Raw genomic sequence first — 21,871 nt, forward strand, 5'->3', positions numbered from 1 at the left:
GTCCTGCACCCATACCCCAGGAGGGCAAGTGGGTCCAGGCCAAGGAGATCAAGGACATCTCCGGCTACACGCACGGCATCGGCTGGTGCGCACCTCAGCAGGGTGCCTGCAAGCTGAGCCTCAACGTCAAGGAGGGCGTCATCGAGGAGGCGCTCGTCGAGACCATCGGCTGCTCGGGCATGACCCACTCCGCCGCCATGGCCGCCGAGATCCTCCCCGGCAAGACCATCCTCGAGGCCCTGAACACCGACCTCGTCTGCGACGCCATCAACGTCGCCATGCGCGAGCTCTTCCTGCAGATCGTCTACGGCCGCAGCCAGACCGCGTTCTCCGAGGGCGGCCTGCCCGTCGGCGCCGGCCTCGACGACCTCGGCAAGGGCCTGCGCTCCATGGTGGGCACCACCTACGGCACCAAGGCCAAGGGCGCCCGCTACCTCGAGCTCGCCCAGGGCTACGTGACCCACCTCGCCCTCAACGAGAAGGACGAGATCATCGGCTTCGAGTACCTCAACCTCGGCAAGTTCACCGACGCCATCAAGAAGGGCGTCGACCCCAAGCAGGCCGTCGACGACGCCATCGGCCGCTACGGCCAGTGGGACAGCCCGGCCAAGGTCATCGACCCCCGCGAAGAGTAGAGAGAGGAGCTGAGCATAGTGGCAGTTACGTTCGAAGGCTACGAGCGCCGCATCGACAAGATCACCAAGGCCTGTGAGCAGTATGGCATCGCCGACCTCGACGAGGCCCTGAAGATCTGCACCGACCTCGGCTTTAACCCGTATGACATCACCACGGGCATCCAGTCCATCGCGTTCGAGAACGCCAAGTGGGCCTACACCCTGGGCTGCGCCATCGCCGTGAAGAAGGGCTGCAAGACCGCCTCCGAGGCCGCCGCGGCCATCGGCGAGGGCCTGCAGGCCTTCTGCGTCCCCGGCTCCGTCGCCGAGGACCGCAAGGTCGGCCTGGGCCACGGCAACCTCGGCGCCATGCTCCTGGGCGAGGACACCGAGTGCTTCGCCTTCCTGGCCGGCCACGAGTCCTTCGCCGCCGCCGAGGGCGCCATCGGCATCGCCAACAACGCCAACAAGGCCCGCAAGAAGCCCCTGCGCGTCATCCTGAACGGCCTCGGCAAGGACGCCGCCCAGATCATCGCCCGCATCAACGGCTTCACCTACGTGAAGACCCAGTTCGACTACTTCACCGGCGAGCTCAAGGTCGTCGAGACCATCCCCTACTCCGACGGCCCGCGCGCCAAGGTCAACTGCTACGGCGCCGACGACGTCCGCGAGGGCGTCGCCATCATGTGGCACGAGAACGTCGACATCTCCATCACCGGCAACTCCACCAACCCCACGCGCTTCCAGCACCCCGTCGCGGGCACCTACTTCAAGGAGCGCACGCTCGCGGGCAAGAAGTACTTCTCCGTGGCCTCCGGCGGCGGCACCGGCCGCACCCTGCATCCGGACAACATGGCCGCCGGCCCCGCCTCCTACGGCATGACCGACACCATGGGCCGCATGCACTCCAGCGCCCAGTTCGCCGGCTCCTCCTCCGTCCCCGCGCACGTGGACATGATGGGCCTCATCGGCATGGGCAACAACCCGATGGTAGGCTGCACCGTGGCCTGCGCCGTCGCGGTCGAGGAGGCCCTCGCCAAGTAGGCGCCCTCACCAGCCACAAGTTCTGACCAGGGGTCGTCGCCTTCGGGCGGCGGCCCCTTCTCCATGCCCGTCCGGCAGGATGCGCCGGGGCGGGCGGGACGGGGCCCGGGGCCTGCTAAGATGGTGGGAGCCCAAGCCCAGATGGCCGACACAAGGAGGCCCCCATGCCCCACGCAGTCCTGGCAGAGTTCGCGAGCACGGCCCTCATGATCGTCTTCGGCATCGGCGTGCACTGCGACACCGTGCTCAAAGGCACCAAGTACCAGGGATCGGGGCACATGTTCGCCATCACCACCTGGTCCTTCGGCATCTCGGTCTGCCTCTTCGTCTTCGGCGGCTCGGTCTGCATGAACCCCGCCATGACCCTCGCCCAGTGCATCCTGGGGCTGGTCCCCTGGGGGATGTTCGTGCCCTACGTCGTCGCCCAGATGCTCGGGGCCTTCCTGGGGGCCGTCGTCGCCTGGTTCATGTACGCGGACGACTTCCGCGCCTCCGAGGGCGTCATCGACGCCACGGCGCAGCGCAACATCTTCTCCACCAACCCCGTGATCCAGAACCTCCCGCGCGACTTCGCCTGCGAGGCGCTCTGCACCTTCGTCTTCATCAGCGCCATCCTCGCCGCCGCCAGCCGCGCGGGCGAGAACGTGATCATGCTCGCCATCGCCGTGGGCCTCATCGTCTGGGCCGTGGGCATGGGCATGGGCGGCATCACGGGTTTTGCCATGAACCAAGCCCGCGACCTGGGTCCCCGCCTCGCCTACCAGCTCCTCCCCATCAAGGGGAAGGTGGATAACAACTGGCGCTACGGGCTTCTCGTCCCGGGCATCGCCCCCTTCGTGGGTGCCGTCGCCGCAGCCCTCTTCGTCCACGGCTTCCTGGGCGTCTTCTAGCGAGGAGTCCGAAGGCGCCGGGGAAGGCGCCTCTCGTCCGCACGGGCAAGCACCAGACCAAGCCACGGCCACGTCCCATCAGGAGGATGCGATGCATGACTACGTACTGAGCTGCTGCTCGACCGCCGACGTGACGGAGGACTTCCTCCATGCGCGCGACATCGAGTGCGTGTACTTCAACTACCAGGTCGACGGCGTCTGGTGCAAGGACGACTTCGGTCGCACGCACGCCCCCGCCGAGCTCTTCGAGCGGATGCTCTCCGGCGCGGACGTGACCACCTCGCAGGTCTCCGTCGGCGACTACATCGAGTTCTGGCGTCCCTTCCTCGAGGCGGGGAGGGACGTGCTGCACCTGACCCTCTCGTCCGGGATATCGGGCACCTATGGCTCCGCCTGTGCCGCCCGCGACCAGCTCGCGTCCGAGTTCCCCGAGCGCAGGCTCGTGGTCGTCGACTCCCTTGCCGCCTCGGCAGGATACGGACTGCTCATGGACCGCCTCGCGGAACTCCGCGAGGGCGGCATGGGAATCGAGGAGCTCGCCGCCTGGGCCCTGGAGCACCGCCTCGAGGTCCAGCACTGGTTCTTCTCGTCCGACCTGACCTTCTTCATCAGGGGCGGGCGCATCTCCAAGGCGGCGGGACTCGTGGGTGGCCTGCTCAGGATCTGCCCCGTCATGGACGTGGAGGCGGACGGCTCGCTCGCGGTGGTGGAGAAGATACGCACCAAGGGCCGGGCGCAGAGGCGCGTGGTGCAGCTCATGCACGAGCTCGCGCAGGGTGGTGACGACTACGACAAGCGCGTCTTCATCAGCAACTCCACCTGCCTGGACGACGCCAGGACCGTCTCGGACCGCATCGAGGCCGAGTTCCCCCAAATGGATGGCAGGGTGCTCCACTTCGACATAGGAGCCACCATCAGCTGCCACACCGGCCCGGGCACCGTCGCCCTCTTCTTCTGGGGCAAGCCCCGCGCCTAGCCGGGTAGCTCTTCCCGCGGCACCACGACCGCCGGCCCGTCGATGGCGGGCTCGCGAGCGTCCTTCCAGCCCCGTTCACGCGGAGGCTAGGTTGGGGGATGGCCGACCAGACGACCAGACTTCAACAGGAGCTTCTGTCCCCGTTCGCGCGGGGGCTAGGCCTTCATGCGAAAGAACTCCTCGTAGCGCTCCAGGACGCCCGGCCCCCTCAGGCTCGAGCGGAGCTCCACCCTGCCCTTCCCCCTCGAGGGCGAGAGAAGCGAGGCCTCGGACAGGAGCGAGCGCAGCCTGCGCGCGGTCCCCGCGCCGCCGTCGAAGAGGGGCACGTCACCCAGCACCTGACGGATCTGGCGGGCGACGAAGGGGTAGTGGGTGCAGCCCAGGACCACGGAGTCCACCGCACCGGCATACTCCCCCACCAGGCCTTCGATGAGCTCGAGCAGGTCGGGGGCGTCCAGGTCGCCCTGCTCGATGCGATGTGCGAGCCCCACGCAGGGGACGGCGATGACCTCGGAGCCCGAGCCGAACTCGCGGGCGAGGCGGTGGAACTTGTCGAGCCTCAGGGTTACCGGGGTGGCCATGACGAGGATGCGGTCGTGTGGGTCGTGCTCGGTGGCGGGCTTGAGCGCGGGCTCCACCCCCACGATGGGCAGGCTGGGGTGCTCGAGCCGAAGTTGGGCGGCGGCCGCGCTGGTGGCGGTGTTGCAGGCGATGACCACCGCCTTCGCGCCCTCTGCCAGGAAGGAGTCCACGATGCCCCCAGAGAGCTCCCTGAGCTCCCCCACGCCCCTCTCGCCGTAGGGGTTGTGCGCGGAGTCGCCGAAGAACACGAAGTCCTCGTGCGGCAGGAGGCCCACGAGCTCGCGCAGGACGCTGATCCCGCCCACGCCGGAGTCGAAGACGCCTATGAAGCCATCGACGGACGCCATGCGCCCTCCCTTCCGGGGCCCCGCCGACCCGTCCTGCCATGACAGGGCCGCGTGCCCACCCTAGCTTACGCGCCCGTCGTCCATGGAGAAGCTCGCGTCGGCCAGCGACATGGTGCTGGCGCGGTGGCTCACCAGGAGCACCGTCCTCTTGCCGCGCTGTCGGTCGAGGCTGCGCAGGATGGTGCCCTCGTTGAGGGAGTCCAGATTGCTCGTGGGCTCGTCCAAGATCAGGAGGGGGGCGTCGTGCAGGAAGGCCCGGGCCAGGCCCAGGCGCTGCCTCTCTCCGCCCGAGAGCGTGTCCCCCAGCTCGCCCACCATGCTGTCGTAGCCCTGGGGCAGGCTCGTGACGAAGTCGTGGACGGACGCCGCGCGGCAGGCCTCCTCGAGCTCCTCCTGGGTCGCGTCGGGACGGGCTATGAGCAGGTTGTCCCGGATGCTGTCGTGGAAGAGCTGGGTGTCCTGCTCCACCAGGGCCTCGAGCGAGCGCAGGCAGCCGGTGTCCAGGGAGTCGATCCTCTCCCCAGACACCAGTATGCTGCCGCGGTCGGGATCCCAGAAGCGCATGAGCAGACGGCAGAGGGTCGACTTGCCGGACCCGCTCTTGCCCACGACGCCCACGACGCTCCCCCGCGGAAGCTCGAGCGACACGTCGCTCAGGACCCTCTCGCCCTCGTAGGAGAAGCTCACGCCCCTCAGCTCCGCACCGTCGAAGCCTACCTGCGCGCCATCGGTGACCTCCTCGACCTGGGGCTCCTCGTCCAGGAGGTCAAGGACGCGGCTGCCCGCGGCGAGCGTGGCCTGCAGGCCGGTGCCCAGGCGCGCCAGCGCAACGACGGGGCCGAAGGACCCAAGGAAGGCGACCACACAGACGGCCGCGGACGCCCCGTCGAGGCTCCCCGAGACGACGAGATGCGCCGCCAGGGCAAGCTCGGCCAGCGAGAGGAGGGTGATGCAGGCCCCGGCGGCGGCCGACCCCATCCCTCCCAGGCCGGACATCCTGCGCTGCAGCCCGCTCAGGGCGAGGGAGTCCTCCCCGAGCCGTTCCAGGTAGCGCCCACCGGCGTCGAACTGGAGCAGCTCGGCGAGACCCCTGAGCCCGTCCAGGACGAGGCCCGAAAGGCCACCCGCCCGGTCGCGGAGCTCACGACCCAGGCCGCCCGAGGCGCGCGAGGCGAGCAACGGGAGCGCCAGGCCCACCACCAGGTACCCCACGAGGGCGACCATGCCCAGGCGCAGGTCATAACGGCCGAGGAAGGCGACCATGATGCCTGACATCACGGCCGCGATGCACACGGGCGACACGGTATGGGCGAAGAAGACCTCGAGCAGCTCCACGTCCGCCGTGAGGGTCGAGACAAGGTCGCCACGGTCGCTCCCCGCGAGGCGGGCCGGCGCAAGCTCCCTGAGCTTCCCGAAGACGAGGTCGCGGACGTGCGCGAGGAGGCGGAAGGCGATGTAGTGGTTGCAGCTCTGCTCGGCGTAGTGGAGCACCCCGCGCAGGACCGCCAAGGCGGCGAGGGCGCAGAACACCGCAGGCAGGCCCTCCGCCCCCAGGCTGCCGCGAGCGACGGAGACGGCTGCCCAGGCCGCGAGGGCAGGAAGGAAGGTGGCGCAGCAGAAGCCCGCAACCCCGCATGCCACCGCCACGACCATCACGCCGGCGAGAGGACGGGTGAGCGCCAGCATCCTCCCCATGACCCGGAACCTACTCGTCCTCATCCGCACCAGTCCCCTCGACCTCGGCCGGGGCGCCCGCCCCGGCGTAGCCCTCGAGCTCCCTCTGGCTCCCCCAGAGCCTCCCATAGGCCTCGCAGCCCCGGAGCAGCTCCTCGTGGCTTCCCGAGCCCACCACGCGACCCTCCTCCAGCACGTAGACCCTGGGCGCGTCGACCACGTTGGCAAGCCTGTGCGAGATGAGCACGACCGCCTTGTAGCGCGCGACCTCGCGCACCGCCGCCATGATCGCGTCCTCGCTCTCCACGTCCACGTTGCTCGTGGCCTCGTCCAGCACGAGCACGGACGACTCGTGCAGGAGTGCCCGGGCCAGGGCGAGCCGCTGCCTCTGCCCGCCCGAGAGGTTCTGCCCCTCCTGCTCCACGACCGTGTCGAGCCCCTGCTGCGTCCTGAGGTAGCCTGCGAGCGAGACCGAGCCCAGGGCGTCCCAGAGCTCCCCGTCGCTCGCGTCGGGCCTGGCCATGAGGAGGTTCTCGCGCACGCTGCCGCGGAAGAGGTGGGCCGCGCTGGGAACGGTGGTCACGTAGCGGGCGAGGTCGGCGCGGGAGAAGCCCTCGAGGGGCTTGCCCCCCAACAGCAGCTGGCCCTCCCAGCCCGACTCCCTGCCCGCGAGGAGCGCCGCCACGGTGGACTTGCCCGAGCCCGACTCGCCCACCAGCGCCGTGACGCCCACGGCAGGCACGTCCAGGCTCACCTCGTGCAGCACCTCCTGGCCGCCGGGATAGGAGAAGCTCAGGTGCGAGACGGACAGGTGGTCGCCGGGGACGATCCTCTCGCCCCCCTCCCCATCGCCCTCGGGGAGGTCGAGGACCCGAAAGATCTTGTCCGCCGCCGCCATCCCGTTCATGGCCACGTGGAAGTACGAGCCCAGCATGCGCATGGGCAGGAAGAAGTCGGCGGAGAGGAGCACGACGGAGATGCAGCCCGCGAGGTCGACCCCACCCTCCGCGAGCTGCCAGAGCGCCACCGCCATGCCCGCCGCGGCCCCGCCCAGGGCCACGACGTCCATCACGATGATCGAGTTGAGCTGCATGCGCAGGACCTTCATCGTGACGACGCGGAAGCGCTCGGACTCCTCGTTCATGGCCTCGTGCCGGGCCGCGTCCGCCTGGTAGATCTTGAGGGTGGTGAGGCCCTGGAGGTTCTCGAGGAAGGAGTCACCCAGGGTCGCGTACTCGTCCCAGTAGCTCGCCAGGATGCGCTTGGCGACCTTCTGCACCAGGACGATGGCCACGGGAATCAGGGGCACGCACGCCAGGAGCACGAGGGACGCCGCCAGCGAGGTCCCCCTGAGGACGAGGAAGAGGGTCAGCGGCGCCAGCACCGAGTAGAGGAGCTGGGGCAGGTAGCTACCGAAGTAGGTCTCGAGCTGCTCCGTGCCCTCGACCGAGAGCTGCACCAGCTCCGCCGTGGGAACGTCGCGCGTGTAGCCGGGACCGACCCTGAGGAGCTTCTCGAAGATGCGCTGCCTCAGCACGCGCCTCACGTCCGAGGAGGCCTCGAAGCACTGGTCGGCCTCGAGCCGCGTCGCCACCGCCTTGACGGCGCAGGAGAGAAGCCCCACTGCCAAGGCGGGGACGAACCCCTGGGTGGAAGCCCCCACGAGCCCCGCCAGCACGGGCGCCAGCGCCCACACCAGCACCACGTCGCAGGCAAGTGAGACCCACTTGAGCCCCACGGCGAGGAGCACGTGGCGCAGGGCCCCAGGCACCAGGTCCAAGAGACGCCTGTCCAACATCCGGCAACACCCTCCCTGCGCCGCAGCGGCGCGGCCGCGGGCGGGCGACGCGCCCCGCGGCAAAAAGTTAGCTTCGTCACTCAGCTGCAAATGATACCCGCTCGCCGCGGGACTGACACTTCCCGCACAATTTGCTAAAGTGTCCATCATTAAAATGTCGCAGGTAGAGGCCATATGGGTCCAGCTACCCAAGGAAAACGAAATCAGCTCGAAAGTCTTGCGACTGACCACGCGAGAGGAGAGGTAGGCGACATGGGCAACGAAGGCAAGAAGGTGAGGGTGCACTACACAGGCACCCTCGACGACGGCAGCAAGTTCGACTCCTCCCACGACAGGGGCGAGCCGCTCGCCTTCACCTGCATGGCCGGCCAGATGATCAAGGGCTTCGACCTCGCGGTGCGCGACATGTCCGTGGGTGACGTCGTCGACGTCAGGCTCGAGCCCGACGAGGCGTATGGCCCCCGCAGGGACGAGCTCGTCCAGACCATCCCCCTGGCGCAGATCCCCGGTGCGGAGGAGCTCGAGGTCGGGGCGCACGTCATGCTCAGCTCCCCCTCCGGCCAACCCTTCCAGGCCGTGGTCGCCGCCAAGGACGAGGGTCACGTGACCTTCGACATGAACCACGAGATGGCCGGAAAGGCCCTGAACTTCAGGATCGAACTGCTCGAGGTCAGCGAGTAGCCACTACGTCACCCCCTCCCCCGACCGAATGGCACTCGGGAAAGGAAATGGGCCGGGACGTTGCAGAAATGCCACGACGTCCAAAGGACCGAAGATGAACACCACCAGCGAACCCCTGCTTCACGCCTGGCTCCACCTCGCGACCACCATAGACAACGTCAGCATCTCCGCCGGGCTCACCCGCAACGAGATGATGGTCTGCTACGCGCTCTACCTGCAAGACCAGAGGGACCCCAGCATCCCCATCACGCCCACCCAGATCGCGCAGCGGACCAAGATCCGCAAGTCCCAGGTCAACCGCAACCTGAACCAGCTCGAGGAGAAGGGCATCATCACCCGCGAGCACAGCAAGGTCGACCGCAGGCGCGTCTTCGTGCACCTGAACAAGGACAACGTCCACGCCTTCGAGAAGGAGTACAAGGTGGGCCTGGACCTCGTGGACGAGGTCGTCAAGTTCCTAGGCGTCGAGCGCGCCAACGACATCGCCCGAGCCATGGAGGACGTGGCCAAGCTGGCCGAGGAGCAGTTCCCCATGGGGCCCATGTAGGGCGATGCCGCACACCCCGCGCCCCCTGCCACCGGTGATGGCGGGGGGCGCAGCCATGCGTCCGCGCGACGCGGACGAGGACGGAAGTGACGCGATGGCGTACAAGTCGAAGCAGATGATCGTCATGAGGCGCGACCTCAAGATGCGCAAGGGCAAGATCGCGGCCCAGGCGGGGCACGCCTGTGTCGAGGCGACCCTCATGGCCCTCGTGCGCGAGGGAAGGCTCGACGAGCTGCGCGCCACGCCCGACGAGGGCTGGGTCTACCTCGAGGAGGGCGCGCGCGAGCCCACCCCGCTCTCCGACTGGTTCGCGGCGGGAGTGGCCAAGGTCTGCGTCTACGTCGACTCAGAGGAGGAGCTCCTGCGCATCGCGGACGAGGGGCGCGAGCGGGGCCTCGCCGTCGCCCTGGTGCGAGACGCCGGCCTCACGGAGTTCCACGGGGAGCCCACCTACACCTGCCTCGCCTTCGAGCCCCTCCATGCCGACCAGGTCGACCCCATCACGGGAGAGCTGCCGCTCTACTAGGGCAACGGATCCACGGCACCAAGACGGCAGGAGGACGGATGTTCGGGAAGAAGCAGGTCGCACGCGTCACCAGCGCCATCATCGCCCTGCTCGTGGCCATCGTGGTGGCGCTTGCGGGCGGATCCGGCGGCAACGCGGGCCAGGGCACGCCGCAGGAGGGTGCGGCCCAGACAGGCTCCCCCACCTCCGGCACCCAGGGAACCGCCCTGCAGGACGACGCGCCCTCCGAGGGCGTCAGGGAGGACGGGCGCTACACCTCCAAGAACGAGCTGGCCGCCTACGTCCACGAGTTCGGCCACCTGCCCGCCAACTTCGTCAGCAAGACCAAGGCACGCGAGGCGGGCTGGGACAGCTCCAAGGGCAACCTGGACGAGGTCTGTCCCGGCATGTCCATCGGCGGGAGCCGCTACCACAACGACGACGGGCAGCTCCCGGACAAGCGCGGGCGCAGCTGGACCGAGTGCGACGTCAACTACCCCGGCGGCTTCCGTGGAGGCGAGAGGATCGTCTTCTCCAACGACGGGCTCGTCTACTACACCGGCGACCACTATAAGAGCTTCGAGCGGCTGTACTAGCGGGGTCCAGCCGGACGGGAGGCACGCGTGAAGAAGGTCGAGCTGCGCGAGAGCGCGTTGGGCGGGCCCGAGGAGCTCCACGCGCTCCTCGCCCGAGAGCTGGGCTTCCCCACCTACTACGGGGGCAACCTCTCCGCCCTGGCCGACTGCCTGGAGGAGCTCGCCGCTCCCACGCGCATCACCTTGGAGCAGGACGGGTCAAGGCGCGGCGACGGTTCGTGGTTCGATCGCGCACGAGCCGTCATCGAGCGCTCCGGCATCCAGAACCCCACCCTCGAGGTCGTCATCCACGCATAGCCTGGCATGCCCGGCGCGCCATCGGGCGGCGGGCCTCCCCTACTCCTCGAGCGCCAGGGGAGACGGGCTCTCCTTCCTCATGCGCTCTATGCGCCTGAGCAGGCTCTCCTTCTTCGGATACGCATGCGAGCGCCCGAGCGCGTCTCCCGCGTCGTCCACCAAGACGAAGTAGTACTTGCCATCGAGCTGCTGGTAGATGCGGCACTTTGGCGCGGCGACGCGACCGAAGCCGTGGACCGTGCCATCCTGCACGGGAGCGCCCACCGCAAGGGCCCTCGTCGAGTCCATCCCAGCAAGGCACTCCTCGCGCGAGGGATACACCGTGGACGCGAGGACCACATGCCCGTTGCTGTCGCAGAGGTTGAACTGGTAGAGCCCTTCCTTCTCGACCATGACATACTGTCCCATGCGTGCCCCCTTCTCTCGTGGCGGAGTCACTTATCCACCTGATTCGATATTAGACGCGGGATGCGCGTTTTTGCGCATATCTCCGCAGGCGGACGCCTAGGCCGCGCAACGGTAGGCCCGGGTGCCACACGAAGCGCCAATCCAGGCGCGCTCGTCGAAAGCATCCTTCTGCCGTGACGCGGCGTCATATACCGTTGTGGAATCGGCCGTGCGCGAGGCACGGCCCCGGAGAAGGGGCGGGGCATGTCCAAGCACAGTCGGAGACAGCACACCCGCAAGCGGGAGGACGGACGGGGGCGGCATGGCGTGGCACGGGCCCTCCTGACGCTCCTCCGCACCATCTTGGCCCTCGCCGTCGTCGCGGCCGCCGTCGTCGGGGGCTATGCCATCTACCTCGAGAGCCACTACGCGCGCATCCCCGACGACGAGCTGGTCCAGATCGGGAAGGCAGGCGCCGAGGACGCGGCGCGCCAGCTCGAGCCGGGGAGGGAGTACACGGCAGCGACCTACAACATCGGCTTCGGCGCCTACACCCCCGACTACACCTTCTTCATGGACGAGGGCCGCATGGCCGACGGGACGCCCACCCGGGGCACGAGCTCGGTCGCGACGAGCCGCGAGTCGGTGGAGGCCTGCACCCAGGGCGACGTCTCGAGCCTGAGGGACGCCTTCGGGGGCGAGGGCCCGGACTTCGTCCTCCTGCAGGAGGTCGACGTCGACTCCGACCGCAGCCATCATGTCAATCAGGTCAAGGCGTTCGAGGGGGCCTTTGCCGGGTACCAGTCCGTCTTCGCCTCGAACTTCCACTCCGGCTTCCTTGCCTGGCCCATCACGGCCCCGCACGGACGCGTCAGCTCGGGCCTCCTGACGCTCTCGGACGCGAACGTGACCTCGGCCACGCGCAGGAGCTACCCGGTGGACGAGAGCTTCCCCACGAAGTTCTTCGACCTCGACCGCTGCTTCGCCATGCTGCGCATCCCCGTTGCCGACGGACACGAGCTCGTGCTGGTCAACAGCCACATGTCCGCCTACGACGCGGGAGGGGGCAGCCGCGCGCGCCAACTCGCCATGCTGGGCGACGTCCTGTCCTCCGAGCGCGCCCGCGGCAACTACGTGATTGCGGGCGGGGACTGGAACCATGCCCTCTGCGGCTCGCTCGAGCTGTACCCCAGCCGGCAGCAGGTGCCCGACTGGGTTGCCGTCATGGACGACGGGGACCTGCCCCAGGGCTTCTCGGTCGTGCGCGCACAGAACCTGGAGGAGGTCGCCAGCTGTCGCGGGGACGACATCCCCTACCAGTCCGGCGTCAGCTACCAGACCACGGTGGACGGCTTCATCGTCTCTGACAACGTGAGCGCCACGGCGACCAACGTGGACACGGGCTTCGCCACGAGCGACCACAACCCCGTGGCGCTGCGCTTCTCGCTGGGCAACGCCTCGTAGGAGAGGCACGCCGGCCGGGAGAGGAGACCCGCCCTCACGCGCCGGCCATGAAGCGGGGCATGCCGCCCTCGCCCGCCGCCACGGCGATGTCCGCGAGCGCGTCGGCGACGCTGTCCTCGGAGCTCGGCCCTATGTGCCAGCGGGCGGCCTCCCTCACCTCGTCGCTGGCGTTCGCCACCGCGACCGAGTTGGGGAAGCCCGCGATCATTCCCAGGTCGTTCTCGGAGTCACCGAAGGTGGCCACCTCGTCGAGGCCTATCCCCAGCGCATCCGCCAGCACGCGGACGCCCGAGCCCTTGGTCCAGCCCTTGGGCGTGATGTCGATGAGGGGCGCCCAGTTGCTGGGAAACACGAAGTCGAAGGCGGGAAACTCCCCCTTGAGGGCGTCGCGCAGCTCGAGGCGACGCTCGGGGCTACCCCCGCAGCGGATGTTGGACTTCACGTAGCTCGAGGCACCGAGGCGTGGCACGATGCCCGCGCAGCCGAACTCGTCCCCCATGCGTCCAAGCCTCTGCGCGTCGGTGGTCACGCAGATGGCGTCGCCGTCGACGCCGCTTCCCCCCTGGACGTCGAAGACCGCGAGCACGGTGTCGTCCGTGTTCTGGGTGAGCCACGCCGCGACGCGGTCGAGCTCGCCCCCGTCCAGGCTCGTGACGCTTATGGGCTCGCCGTCCAGGTAGACCATCTGCCCGTTGCAGTAGGCGCCAGTGGCGCAGCACGCCTCGTCGCCCCCGAACATCCAGCCCATGGCGGCAGGGAGCCTCCCGCTCACGGGCCCGAAGTGGAGCCCTGCGTCGAGCATCCCGTGAATCGCGGCGAGGGCGCGGTCGCTCGCGCGCGGCCGCCCGAAGGCGATGAGGGTGTCGTCGAGGTCGGTGAGCGCGAGGCGGATCATGTGGGCCTTCCTGTGACGGGGACGCTCTTCCCATCCTAACGCAATGAAGGGCGGGTGCCGTCTTGGCCACCCGCCCCTGGAGCATGCCGTACCACGTGCCTTTTGCCACCGTGCTGGCAAACGCCTTCTTGCCGCGCCCCTTCGGGCACCCTAAGAGCCCTTTGGACTCCCCTCCTTGGCTCACACCCCAGAACCTGGGTGTCCTGCGACAGATGTGATAACTTGTCACACGCCCTAGCTGAGGTTGCTGTTTGATCGAGGACAGATGCGACTGAAGCACAGCGCCTCATCGGGTGGCGCTCCGGCTCCTGCGCAGCTGGGTCGGCACTTCCGACTGTCCCTTGGATTCTGCGATGCTCGTATCGCCTACTAGGCCCTGCTTGCTATGGCCTCTAGAAGAAGACGGGGCTCGCGACGCCAGCTGCGGGACGCCCTGATATCGGCTCTTCCCTGTCCACTGGCATCACCCCCTCGGTTGGCCGATGGCTCGTATCGGCTTCCTGTGTTGATGCAATCGTACCCCAGATTCGGGAATTGTATGCGTTTTTCTGGTCATTTCCGCGAACGGTGGCTTTGGGGGCGCTGGCGAGGGAGACGGCGGCCAGGGGCGGCGGGGCGGCCAAAGCTGCAAGCAGGCGCCCCGCGGCGGGTACAATCTATCCCCTGAGTCGGGGCCGAGCGCCCCATTGGAACAGCCGGACTCCCCGGAGCCACGGCAACGGAGGGATGCCATGCCAGAGCCCATGACCTCGGCCGCAGACGCGACCGCGACCCATCAGGACGACCCCGTCTTCCTCGAGGAGCAGGACCACCTCAAGAGGACGCACGAGCGCCTGCGGGACATCCATGACGCGGTGCAGAGGGAGCTCGAGACCACGCACGAGTATGCTGCCCAGGACCTGCGCGACATGAGCGAGGAAGTCAGGCTCAACTTCAACAGCGACGACGAGACCATGGAGACCCTGGCCGCCATCGAGACCCTGAACAGCGTCATCGACACCTACAACCAGCATCACGACTTCACGCTCGACCGCCTGCGGCGCACCCTCCTGCTCCTGCGGCAACCCTACTTCGCCAAGGTGCGGCTCCAGATGAGGCCGGGGCGGCCCGCCCGCGACGTGTACATCGGGACCGCGGGCATCACGGACGAGCGACAGGTCCCCCTCATCGTGGACTGGCGCAGCCCCGTCGCCCAAACCTACTACAACCAGGAGGTCGGCCCCACGAGCTACGAGGTGGACGGACGCACGAAGACGGTGAACCTCGAGCTGCGCCGACAGTTCGACGTCGTGCAGGACCGTCTCAGGTCCTACTTCGACACCAGCGTGGCGATCCAGGACGCCCTCCTGCTCGGGGCGCTCAGGCGCCACCACTCCGAGAAGCTCCAGGCCATCACGGCAACCATCCAGCGCGAGCAGAACCAGGTGGTGCGCCATGAGGACGTCCCAGCCCTGCTGGTGGACGGCATCGCCGGCTCGGGTAAGACCTCGGTCCTGCTCCAGCGCATCGCCTACCTCTTCTACCAGGAGCGCGAGAGCCTCAGGCCGGACCAGGTCTACCTCTTCTCCCCCAACGACATCTTCGCCCGCTACATCGACACCGTCCTGCCCAGCCTGGGCGAGTCCAACCCGCACACCCTCACCTGGAAGTCCTTCCTCGCAGGGCAGGGGCTCGACCAGCGCTCGGGAGGCGAGGGCGTGGACGCCTCCGCGCTCAGGGAGCTCGGACGGTCGGTCGCCTCCATCGTCCTCGAGGACGACGACTTCCGCGACGTCCGCGTGGGCGACGTGCGACTGGTGTCCGCCGCACAGATCCGCAAGTCCGTCGAGGAGCACGTGGGCAGGCTCGGCATGGGCCCCCGCCTCTTCGCGCTCGTGAAGGAGGACCTGCACCAGAAGGTCGAGCGTCGGATGTCGCAGCTTGCCCACAACGAGGAGCTGCAGGAACAGATGCTCTCCCTCGACGTGGACGAGCAGATGCGCATCTTCGGGGAGCTCGTCGCCCCCGCCGACGAGGACGAGACCGTGGCCTGCGCCCGCCGCTATGCCCGTGAGCTCTTCTCGCCCGCCTTCTCCGACGTGGACTCCTGCTCCTGGCTGCGCCTGGACCGCATAGGCATGCGCGTCACCGGCAGGCAGGCCCTGAGCGCCGTCGAATGGCTCTACCTCAAGCTCGCGCTCACCGGGGACGGGGCGCAGGACGCGCGCTACGTGATGGTGGACGAGGTGCAGGACTACAGCGAGGCGCAGCTCATGCTCCTCGCACGCTACTTCGGCCGTGCCCACTTCCTCCTTTTGGGAGACCGTCACCAGGCCATCCGCGAGGGCAGCGCGAGCTTCGAGGCCATCCGCTCCATCTTCGAGGAGACGCACGACACGGTGGCCCAGTGCCGCCTGCTCACGAGCTACCGCTCCTCCCCCGAGATCACCGAGCTCTTCTGCGGCCTCCTCGACGAGGAGGAGCGCGTGACCCTGAGCTCCGTGAGGAGGCCGGGCGTCGCACCCCTCATCCACGCCTGTCCCCAGGACGCGGACGCGTACCTGGCCGAGCTGCGGGCACGGGTCGAGGAGGCGCGGGGCCGGGAGGGCCTCTGTGCCGTCGTGGCGCAGGACAAGGCCCGTGCCAACTGGCTCTCGCGCCAGCTGGGCGACTCCGTGACATACCTTGGCAAGGGAGACGAGCTCCCCAAGGAAGGCGTGGTGCTCCTGGACCTGAGGCTCGCCAAGGGCCTCGAGTTCGACGAGGTCATCGTGCCCGACGCCCAGGCGGAGGCCTACCCGGGCGACGAGATATCTCGCAGGAGGCTCTACACGGCGATCAGCCGCGCCATGCATCGCGTGGTCGTGCTCAGCCAGGGCCCCATGACCCCACTGCTCGACGCGTAGGGCCGGGCTCCCGAGGAACGGCCAGGCGGCCGGCGCGACCTACGCGCCGGCCGCCTTCCCTCGTGGCACACAAGTCCCTGTCATCGGGACGTGGGACCAGTACGACCTTCGCACAAGGAAGGGGCCGGAGGATCTCTCCCCCGGCCCCTCGGCTAACTGGCGGATGCCGTCAGGCAAGCTGCGCTAGGACTCGGCATACATCTCCTTGAGCTTGAGCAGGTGCGCGTAGCGGGCCATGGCGGCCTCCTCGTTGCGCGCGAAGAGCTCCTCGGCGCGCTCGGGGAACTCGGTCGTCAGGCGGGCGTAGCGGGCCTCGTTCATCAGGAAGTCCTGATAGCCGCCCTTGGGCTCCTTGGAGTCCAGGACGAACTTCTTGCCGGCGGGGGCGTCGGGGTTGAAGCGGAAGAGGTTCCAGTAGCCGCAGTCGACTGCCTTCTTCATCTCGTTCTGGCAGTTGGTCATGCCACCCTTCTTGATGGAGTGCATCTCGCAGGGGCTGTAGCCGATGATGAGGGAGGGGCCGTCGTAGGCCTCGGCCTCCTGGATGGCCTTCAGGGTCTGCATGGGGTTGGCGCCCATGGCGACCTGGGCCACGTAGACGTAGCCGTAGGACATCTCGATCTCGGCCAGGGACTTCTTCTTGGTCTCCTTGCCCGCCGCCGCGAACTGGGCGACCTGGCCCAGGTTGGAGGCCTTGGAGGCCTGGCCGCCGGTGTTGGAGTAGACCTCGGTGTCGAAGACGAAGACGTTGACGTTGCGGCCGGAGGCCAGGACGTGGTCGAGCCCGCCGAAGCCGATGTCGTAGGCCCAGCCGTCGCCGCCGAAGATCCAGAAGGACTTCTTGGACAGGTAGGACTTGTCGGCCAGGATCGCCTTGGCAACGTCGTTGTCGGAGCCCTCGAGCTCGGCCACGTAGGCCGCGGAGGCATCCTTGCTGTGGTCCTCGAGCCAGGAGGTGGCGGAGTCCTTGAGGGACTCGGGCAGGCCCTCGACCTTGAGCAGCTGCTCGGTCAGCTCGACCAGGCGGTTCTGCTCGGCCTCATAGCCGACCTCGAGGCCCAGGCCATGCTCGGCGTTGTCCTCGAAGAGGGAGTTGTTCCACGCGGGGCCATGGCCCTCAGCGTTGACCGTGAAGGGCGAGGTGGCCGCGGGGTTGCCCCAGATGGAGGAGCAACCGGTGGCGTTGGAGATGAACATGCGATCACCGAAGAGCTGGGTCACGAGACGCGCGTAGGAGGTCTCGGCGCAGCCGGCGCAGGAGCCAGAGAACTCCAGCAGGGGCTTGTGGAACTGGGAGCCCTTGACGTTGTTGCCCTGGAGCTCCTTCTTCTCGGTGACGTGGTTGACCGCGTAGTCCCAGACCTGCGCCTGGTCGGACTCGCTCTCCTGGGGAACCATGGTGAGGGCGTCCTTGGGGCAGACCTTGACGCAGTTGGTGCAGCCCATGCAGTCCAGCGGGGAGACGACGATGGCGAACTTCAGGCCACTATCCTTGGGCATGGTGACGTCGAGCATGCGCATGTTCTCGGGCGCGGCCGCGACCTCGTCGGCGTCAAGGGCGACGGGACGGATGGTGGCGTGGGGGCACACGTAGCCGCACTGGTTGCACTGGATGCACTTGGACTCGTCCCAATGGGGGACCATGACGGCGGTCCCGCGCTTCTCGTACGCGGAGGCGCCGAGCTCCCACTGTCCGTCGGGGTTGTCCTTGAAGGCCGAGACGGGCAGGGAGTCGCCGTCCATCAGGTTGATGGGGCCGAGGAGCTCCTTGACCTGCTTGACGATGGCCTCGCGGCCCTCGAGGGACAGCTCGACGTGCTCGTCGGTCGCGGTCGCCCAGTCAGCGGGGATCTCGAGCTTCTTGAAGGCGGTTGCGCCGGCGTCGATGGCCTTGTGGTTGGCGGCGACGACGGCCTCACCCTTCTTGGAGTAGGACTTGGTGGCAGCGTCCTTCATGTACTTCAGGGCGTCCTCGGCGGGCAGGACCTTGGCCAGCGCGAAGAACGCGGACTGGAGGATGGTGTTGGTACGCTTGCCCATGCCGACCTCGATGGCGAGGTCGATGGCGTCGATCGTGTAGACCTGGATGTCGTTCTTCACGATGTAGCGCTTGGCCTCGGCGTTGAGGTGCTGCGAGAGCTCCTCGAGGTCCCACTGGCAGTTGACCAGGAAGGTGCCGCCGGGCTTGACGTCACGCACCATCTTGAAGCCCTTGGTGATGTAGGAGGGGTTGTGGCAGGCCACGAAGTCGGCCTTGGTCACGTAGTAGGGCGAGCGGATGGGAGAGTCACCGAAGCGCAGGTGGCTGACGGTCACGCCGCCGGTCTTCTTGGAGTCGTACTGGAAGTACGCCTGGACGTACTTGTCGGTGTGGTCGCCGATGATCTTGATCGAGTTCTTGTTCGCGCCGACCGTGCCGTCGCCGCCGAGGCCCCAGAACTTGCACTCGATGGTGCCGGGGGCCGCGGTGTTGGGGGTGTCCTCCTCGCGCGGGAGCGAGAGGTTGGTGAGGTCGTCGACGATGCCGATGGTGAACTCGCGCTTGGGCTCGTCCTTCTTGAGCTCGGTGTACACCGCGAACGCGTCTGCGGGGGTGGTGTCCTTGGAGCCTAGGCCGTAGCGACCGCCCACGACGGTGAGGTCGCTCATGCCGGCCTCGTAGAGGGCGGTGACGACGTCCTGGTACAGGGGCTCGCCGATGGAGCCGGGCTCCTTGGTGCGGTCGAGGACGGCGATCTTCTTGACGCTCTTGGGGAGCGCCTTGACGAAGTGCTCGATGGACCAGGGACGGTAGAGGCGGACCTTGACCAGGCCGACCTTCTCGCCGTGCGCGTTGAGGTAGTCGATGGCCTCCTCGAGGGTGTCGCAGAAGGAGCCCATGCAGACCACGACGCGGTCGGCGTCCTCGGCGCCGTAGTAGTCGAAGAGGTGGTAGCTGGTGCCGAGCTTCTCGTTGATCTTGTCCATGTAGGACTCGACGACGGCGGGAAGCGCGTCATAGGTGGCGTTGCAGGCCTCGCGGTGCTGGAAGAAGATGTCGCCGTTCTCGTGCGCGCCGCGGGCGTGCGGGTGCTCGGGGTTCAGGGCGTGGTCGCGGAAGGCCTGGACCGCGTCCATGTCGAGCATGTCCTTGAGGTCCTCGAAGTCCCAGGTGGCGACCTTCTGGATCTCGTGCGAGGTGCGGAAGCCGTCGAAGAAGTTGACGAAGGGCGTCTTGCCCTCGATGGCGGCGAGGTGGGCGACGGGGGCGAGGTCCATGACCTCCTGGACGTTGCCCTCGGCCAGCATGGCGAAGCCGGTCTGGCGGCAGGCCATGACGTCGGAGTGGTCGCCGAAGATGTTCAGCGCGTGGGAGGCGACGGTGCGCGCAGACACGTGGAAGACGCCGGGCAGGCCCTCGCCGGCAATCTTGTACATGTTGGGAATCATGAGGAGCAGGCCCTGGGAGGCCGTGTAGGTGGTGGTGAGGGCACCAGCACCCAGCGAGCCGTGGACGGTGCCTGCGGCACCGGCCTCGGACTCCATCTCGACGACGCGCACGGGCGTGCCGAAGACGTTCTTCAGGCCCTTGGCCGCCCACTGGTCGACATGGTCGGCCATGGGGCTGGACGGCGTGATGGGGTAGATGCCCGCGACCTCGGTGAAGGCGTAAGACACCCAGGCTGCCGCCTCGTTGCCGTCCATAGACTTGAATTTTCTTGCCATATCCTCTCCTTCGAAGCGATACGGTCCACCACACCGGTGGCTGTTGCAGAATCACGCCCCAGGACCCTCGGTCCCGGGGACCAGCGCTGCTTGGACCTCCGCCACGCGCCTCTCCATGCGGCAACGGCCCAGACACGTCTCACTATAGCGCAACGGACAGGCACGGGAGCCTCCTTTGTCAGGCCCCCGGGAGCATTGCGGCCCCTCGGGCCGCCAGGGCGGACGATGGCACGCAGGGATGGCCCCCTCGGCCGGCCGCCGGCCGGATGAGCTGGGATTATGCTCGTGCGCGACACGATCGGGGACACCACGCGCAAAAAGGGGGAGGGGATCCTCTCCCCTCCCCTCGTGACGCGTTCGCACGGCGTGGCGGCGGGCCCCAGGGGGCCGGGTGCCGCCTAGTCGAGCTTCGAGTTGATGCGCTCGGCGATGCTCGCCTCGTCGGTGGCGCCGAGGACGTCGTTCCTGAAGCCCTCGTCCATGAGCATGACGGCGACCTTCGAGAGGAGCTGCAGGTGGGTGGTGCCCGCCTCGGCCCCGGGGACGAGCAGGGCGATGGCCACGACGATGGGCTTGTCGTCCATGGACTCCCACTCGACGTCGCCCGCGAACTTGACCACCATGACGGTGGCCTCCTTGACGGCGGCGGACTTGGCGTGGGGGATGGCGAAGCCGGACATCATGCCCGTGGTGCCCTCTGCCTCGCGCGCCTTGAAGGCGTCGAGGACGGCCCGCTCGTCGTCGGCGACGCCCAGCTCGACCGCCTTCCTGGAGAGGAACTCGAGGGCCTCGTCCACGTTCTTCGCGGGGTTGTCGAGGAATACGTGCGATGCCTGGACAAAGTCACTCATTGGCTGCTCCTTCGGGACGAGGGCGAGAACCGCGCTCTGTTTCGTGCCTGGCAGGCAGGCTGGCATGCCTGCGCGCCGGGCCCTGGCAGGTGCCAGAAAGACAAGGTTAGGATACCACCATTGGAACCATGCGGTCCCATCGAGGCCGCCTAGCCGCGCTGGAGCAGCGCCTCGTAGGCGACTCCGTACATGCCCGCGTCGTTGCCCAGGACGCAGGGCAGGATGCGCGCGGCGGCGGAGGGTGCCAGACAGTGGGAGCGGAAGGATTGGGCGAGCTCCTCTCCGAAGAGGTCGAAGGCGCCCGCGACGCCGCCGCCGATGAGGAAGACTGCCGGGTCCACCACGGCGGAGACCTGCGCCAGGGCGAAGCCCAGCTTCTGGCACATCTGGCCCACGGCCCATGCCGCCGCCTCGTCTCCCTCGCGGTATGCGTCGAAGACGGCGACGGCGTCGGTGGCATGCGCTATGGGAACGGGCCTGGCGCCCGTCCGGGCGCAGCGGTCGCGATACAGCCAGACCAGGCCCTTGGCCGAGGCGTACTGCTCCAGGCAGCCCCTCCTGCCACAGCCGCAGACGCGCTCCTCGCCGGGCTCCACCGTGAGGTGCCCCACCTCGCCGGCAGCCCCGAAGGCGCCGGCGACGAGCCTGCCGTCCACCACCACGCCCGCCCCGACGCCCGTGCCCAGCGTGATCATGACGAAGCTCCCCATGCCCTTGCCCGAGCCCTTCCAGAGCTCGCCCAGGGCCGCGGCGTTCGCGTCGTTCACGAAGGCGAGGGTGGCCCCGGGGTACGCCTCCCTGAGCGCGGCGCGCAGGCCGTCCGCGTCGAGGTCGATGTTGGCGAGCAGACCCACGCGGCCCTCGTCATCCACGGGCCCGGGAACGTCCAGCCCCACCGCCAGGAGGTCGTCCGCGACCCTGCCCTGGCCGGCCACGAGCGCGTCCAACCCCTCGACGATGCGCCGGAACGCCTCCTGCCCGACGATGGAGCCCGTGGGGATCTTGGTCGTGCCCAAGAGCTCGCCCTCGCAGCTCATGAGCCCCGCCTTGATGGAGGTTCCGCCCACGTCGATTCCCAGCACGCAGGACCTGCCGTCGTCGGTGCGACCGCCAAGCTCGTCGGACATGTCCCT

Annotated in this window: 19 protein-coding genes; 11 read left to right on the forward strand and 8 right to left on the reverse strand. The window is 68.2% G+C overall.

Annotated elements, in window-relative coordinates:
- From ACMPH2_RS04260 to ACMPH2_RS04275, 4 genes are all read left to right on the forward strand, one after another.
- A partial coding sequence (locus ACMPH2_RS04260; protein ID WP_417118720.1) for an iron-sulfur cluster assembly scaffold protein occupies positions 1-635 on the forward strand: 635 nt, incomplete at its 5' end.
- A gap of 18 nt (positions 636-653) precedes the next feature.
- Positions 654-1,658, forward strand: a complete 1,005-nt coding sequence (locus ACMPH2_RS04265) for a GGGtGRT protein (RefSeq protein ID WP_009279611.1) — start codon at positions 654-656, stop codon at positions 1,656-1,658.
- Positions 1,659-1,822: 164 nt separating this feature from the next.
- Entirely contained in the window at positions 1,823-2,548 is a 726-nt protein-coding gene (larD, locus tag ACMPH2_RS04270; protein ID WP_417118721.1) for a D/L-lactic acid transporter LarD, read from the forward strand.
- 91 nt (positions 2,549-2,639) lie between these two features.
- The gene (locus tag ACMPH2_RS04275; protein WP_417118722.1) at positions 2,640-3,524 is read left to right on the forward strand and encodes a DegV family protein; all 885 of its coding nucleotides are present in this window, start codon (positions 2,640-2,642) and stop codon (positions 3,522-3,524) included.
- A 155-nt stretch (positions 3,525-3,679) separates the two neighbouring features.
- Here the strand turns inward: ACMPH2_RS04275 and murI are convergent, their stop codons facing one another.
- From murI to ACMPH2_RS04290, 3 genes are read right to left on the reverse strand one after another with little or no spacing between them, the layout of a single operon-like run.
- Positions 3,680-4,453, reverse strand: a complete 774-nt coding sequence (murI, locus tag ACMPH2_RS04280) for a glutamate racemase (RefSeq protein ID WP_417118723.1) — start codon at positions 4,451-4,453, stop codon at positions 3,680-3,682.
- A 60-nt stretch (positions 4,454-4,513) separates the two neighbouring features.
- Entirely contained in the window at positions 4,514-6,172 is a 1,659-nt protein-coding gene (gene cydC, locus ACMPH2_RS04285) for a thiol reductant ABC exporter subunit CydC (RefSeq protein WP_197414919.1), read from the reverse strand.
- Positions 6,159-7,925: an ABC transporter ATP-binding protein/permease gene (locus ACMPH2_RS04290; protein ID WP_062529856.1), complete on the reverse strand. Its 1,767-nt coding sequence runs from the start codon at positions 7,923-7,925 to the stop codon at positions 6,159-6,161. The genes cydC and ACMPH2_RS04290 overlap by 14 nt, the downstream gene beginning before the upstream one ends.
- 252 nt (positions 7,926-8,177) lie before the next feature.
- On the opposite strand from ACMPH2_RS04290, the gene ACMPH2_RS04295 reads away from it, so the two are divergent.
- From ACMPH2_RS04295 to ACMPH2_RS04315, 5 genes are all read left to right on the forward strand, one after another.
- On the forward strand, positions 8,178-8,606 hold the full coding sequence (locus ACMPH2_RS04295) for an FKBP-type peptidyl-prolyl cis-trans isomerase (RefSeq protein WP_009279617.1): 429 nt from the start codon (positions 8,178-8,180) through the stop codon (positions 8,604-8,606).
- Positions 8,607-8,700: 94 nt separating this feature from the next.
- Complete coding sequence (locus ACMPH2_RS04300; RefSeq protein ID WP_009279618.1) at positions 8,701-9,153, forward strand: MarR family winged helix-turn-helix transcriptional regulator; 453 nt, start codon at positions 8,701-8,703, stop codon at positions 9,151-9,153.
- A 55-nt stretch (positions 9,154-9,208) separates the two neighbouring features.
- A complete protein-coding gene (pth2, locus tag ACMPH2_RS04305) occupies positions 9,209-9,679 on the forward strand; it encodes an aminoacyl-tRNA hydrolase (protein ID WP_009279619.1) in 471 nt (156 codons plus the stop codon).
- 38 nt (positions 9,680-9,717) lie between these two features.
- Positions 9,718-10,254, forward strand: a complete 537-nt coding sequence (locus tag ACMPH2_RS04310; RefSeq protein WP_314639159.1) for a ribonuclease domain-containing protein — start codon at positions 9,718-9,720, stop codon at positions 10,252-10,254.
- Between the two features lie 27 nt (positions 10,255-10,281).
- Positions 10,282-10,551, forward strand: coding sequence for a barstar family protein (locus ACMPH2_RS04315; protein ID WP_009279621.1), 270 nt, complete (start codon positions 10,282-10,284; stop codon positions 10,549-10,551).
- Between the two features lie 39 nt (positions 10,552-10,590).
- Here ACMPH2_RS04315 and ACMPH2_RS04320 read toward each other — a convergent pair whose 3' ends face one another.
- Positions 10,591-10,959, reverse strand: a complete 369-nt coding sequence (locus tag ACMPH2_RS04320; RefSeq protein ID WP_314639158.1) for a YegP family protein — start codon at positions 10,957-10,959, stop codon at positions 10,591-10,593.
- A gap of 243 nt (positions 10,960-11,202) precedes the next feature.
- On the opposite strand from ACMPH2_RS04320, the gene ACMPH2_RS04325 reads away from it, so the two are divergent.
- Positions 11,203-12,402 (forward strand): endonuclease/exonuclease/phosphatase family protein, encoded by a 1,200-nt coding sequence (locus tag ACMPH2_RS04325; RefSeq protein WP_314639157.1) that lies wholly within the window; start codon positions 11,203-11,205, stop codon positions 12,400-12,402.
- 34 nt (positions 12,403-12,436) lie between these two features.
- On the opposite strand, the gene ACMPH2_RS04330 is transcribed toward ACMPH2_RS04325, so the two are convergent.
- Positions 12,437-13,297, reverse strand: coding sequence for an HAD family hydrolase (locus ACMPH2_RS04330; RefSeq protein WP_314639156.1), 861 nt, complete (start codon positions 13,295-13,297; stop codon positions 12,437-12,439).
- Positions 13,298-14,028: 731 nt separating this feature from the next.
- Here ACMPH2_RS04330 and ACMPH2_RS04335 point away from each other — a divergent pair.
- A complete protein-coding gene (locus ACMPH2_RS04335; protein WP_417118724.1) occupies positions 14,029-16,182 on the forward strand; it encodes a HelD family protein in 2,154 nt (717 codons plus the stop codon).
- A gap of 183 nt (positions 16,183-16,365) precedes the next feature.
- On the opposite strand, the gene nifJ is transcribed toward ACMPH2_RS04335, so the two are convergent.
- The 3 genes from nifJ to ACMPH2_RS04350 all read right to left on the reverse strand — a co-directional run bounded on the left by nifJ (position 16,366) and on the right by ACMPH2_RS04350 (position 21,865).
- Positions 16,366-19,887 carry a pyruvate:ferredoxin (flavodoxin) oxidoreductase gene (gene nifJ, locus ACMPH2_RS04340; RefSeq protein WP_417118725.1) on the reverse strand — a complete coding sequence of 1,174 codons (3,522 nt, stop codon included), beginning with the start codon at positions 19,885-19,887 and terminating at the stop codon, positions 16,366-16,368.
- Positions 19,888-20,285: 398 nt separating this feature from the next.
- Positions 20,286-20,738: a PTS sugar transporter subunit IIA gene (locus ACMPH2_RS04345; protein WP_009279627.1), complete on the reverse strand. Its 453-nt coding sequence runs from the start codon at positions 20,736-20,738 to the stop codon at positions 20,286-20,288.
- Positions 20,739-20,887: 149 nt separating this feature from the next.
- The gene (locus ACMPH2_RS04350; RefSeq protein ID WP_417118726.1) at positions 20,888-21,865 is read right to left on the reverse strand and encodes an ROK family protein; all 978 of its coding nucleotides are present in this window, start codon (positions 21,863-21,865) and stop codon (positions 20,888-20,890) included.
- Between the last annotated feature and the right edge of the window lie 6 nt (positions 21,866-21,871).

It is taken from the genome of Olsenella phocaeensis (assembly GCF_048189965.1).
GTDB lineage: Bacteria > Actinomycetota > Coriobacteriia > Coriobacteriales > Atopobiaceae > Olsenella_I > Olsenella_I phocaeensis.

Excerpts from the sequence above, each read along its gene's own strand:
- cydC (WP_197414919.1), bottom strand. The coding sequence starts at position 6,172 with ATGAGGACGAGTAGGTTCCGGGTCATGGGGAGGATGCTGGCGCTCACC.
- murI (WP_417118723.1), bottom strand. The coding sequence starts at position 4,453 with ATGGCGTCCGTCGATGGCTTCATAGGCGTCTTCGACTCCGGCGTGGGC.
- ACMPH2_RS04275 (WP_417118722.1), top strand. The coding sequence starts at position 2,640 with ATGCATGACTACGTACTGAGCTGCTGCTCGACCGCCGACGTGACGGAG.
- larD (WP_417118721.1), top strand. The coding sequence starts at position 1,823 with ATGCCCCACGCAGTCCTGGCAGAGTTCGCGAGCACGGCCCTCATGATC.
- ACMPH2_RS04350 (WP_417118726.1), bottom strand. The coding sequence starts at position 21,865 with ATGTCCGACGAGCTTGGCGGTCGCACCGACGACGGCAGGTCCTGCGTG.
- ACMPH2_RS04335 (WP_417118724.1), top strand. The coding sequence starts at position 14,029 with ATGCCAGAGCCCATGACCTCGGCCGCAGACGCGACCGCGACCCATCAG.
- ACMPH2_RS04290 (WP_062529856.1), bottom strand. The coding sequence starts at position 7,925 with ATGTTGGACAGGCGTCTCTTGGACCTGGTGCCTGGGGCCCTGCGCCAC.
- ACMPH2_RS04295 (WP_009279617.1), top strand. The coding sequence starts at position 8,178 with ATGGGCAACGAAGGCAAGAAGGTGAGGGTGCACTACACAGGCACCCTC.
- ACMPH2_RS04300 (WP_009279618.1), top strand. The coding sequence starts at position 8,701 with ATGAACACCACCAGCGAACCCCTGCTTCACGCCTGGCTCCACCTCGCG.
- ACMPH2_RS04310 (WP_314639159.1), top strand. The coding sequence starts at position 9,718 with ATGTTCGGGAAGAAGCAGGTCGCACGCGTCACCAGCGCCATCATCGCC.
- nifJ (WP_417118725.1), bottom strand. The coding sequence starts at position 19,887 with ATGGCAAGAAAATTCAAGTCTATGGACGGCAACGAGGCGGCAGCCTGG.
- ACMPH2_RS04320 (WP_314639158.1), bottom strand. The coding sequence starts at position 10,959 with ATGGGACAGTATGTCATGGTCGAGAAGGAAGGGCTCTACCAGTTCAAC.
- ACMPH2_RS04330 (WP_314639156.1), bottom strand. The coding sequence starts at position 13,297 with ATGATCCGCCTCGCGCTCACCGACCTCGACGACACCCTCATCGCCTTC.
- ACMPH2_RS04325 (WP_314639157.1), top strand. The coding sequence starts at position 11,203 with ATGTCCAAGCACAGTCGGAGACAGCACACCCGCAAGCGGGAGGACGGA.
- pth2 (WP_009279619.1), top strand. The coding sequence starts at position 9,209 with ATGCGTCCGCGCGACGCGGACGAGGACGGAAGTGACGCGATGGCGTAC.
- ACMPH2_RS04345 (WP_009279627.1), bottom strand. The coding sequence starts at position 20,738 with ATGAGTGACTTTGTCCAGGCATCGCACGTATTCCTCGACAACCCCGCG.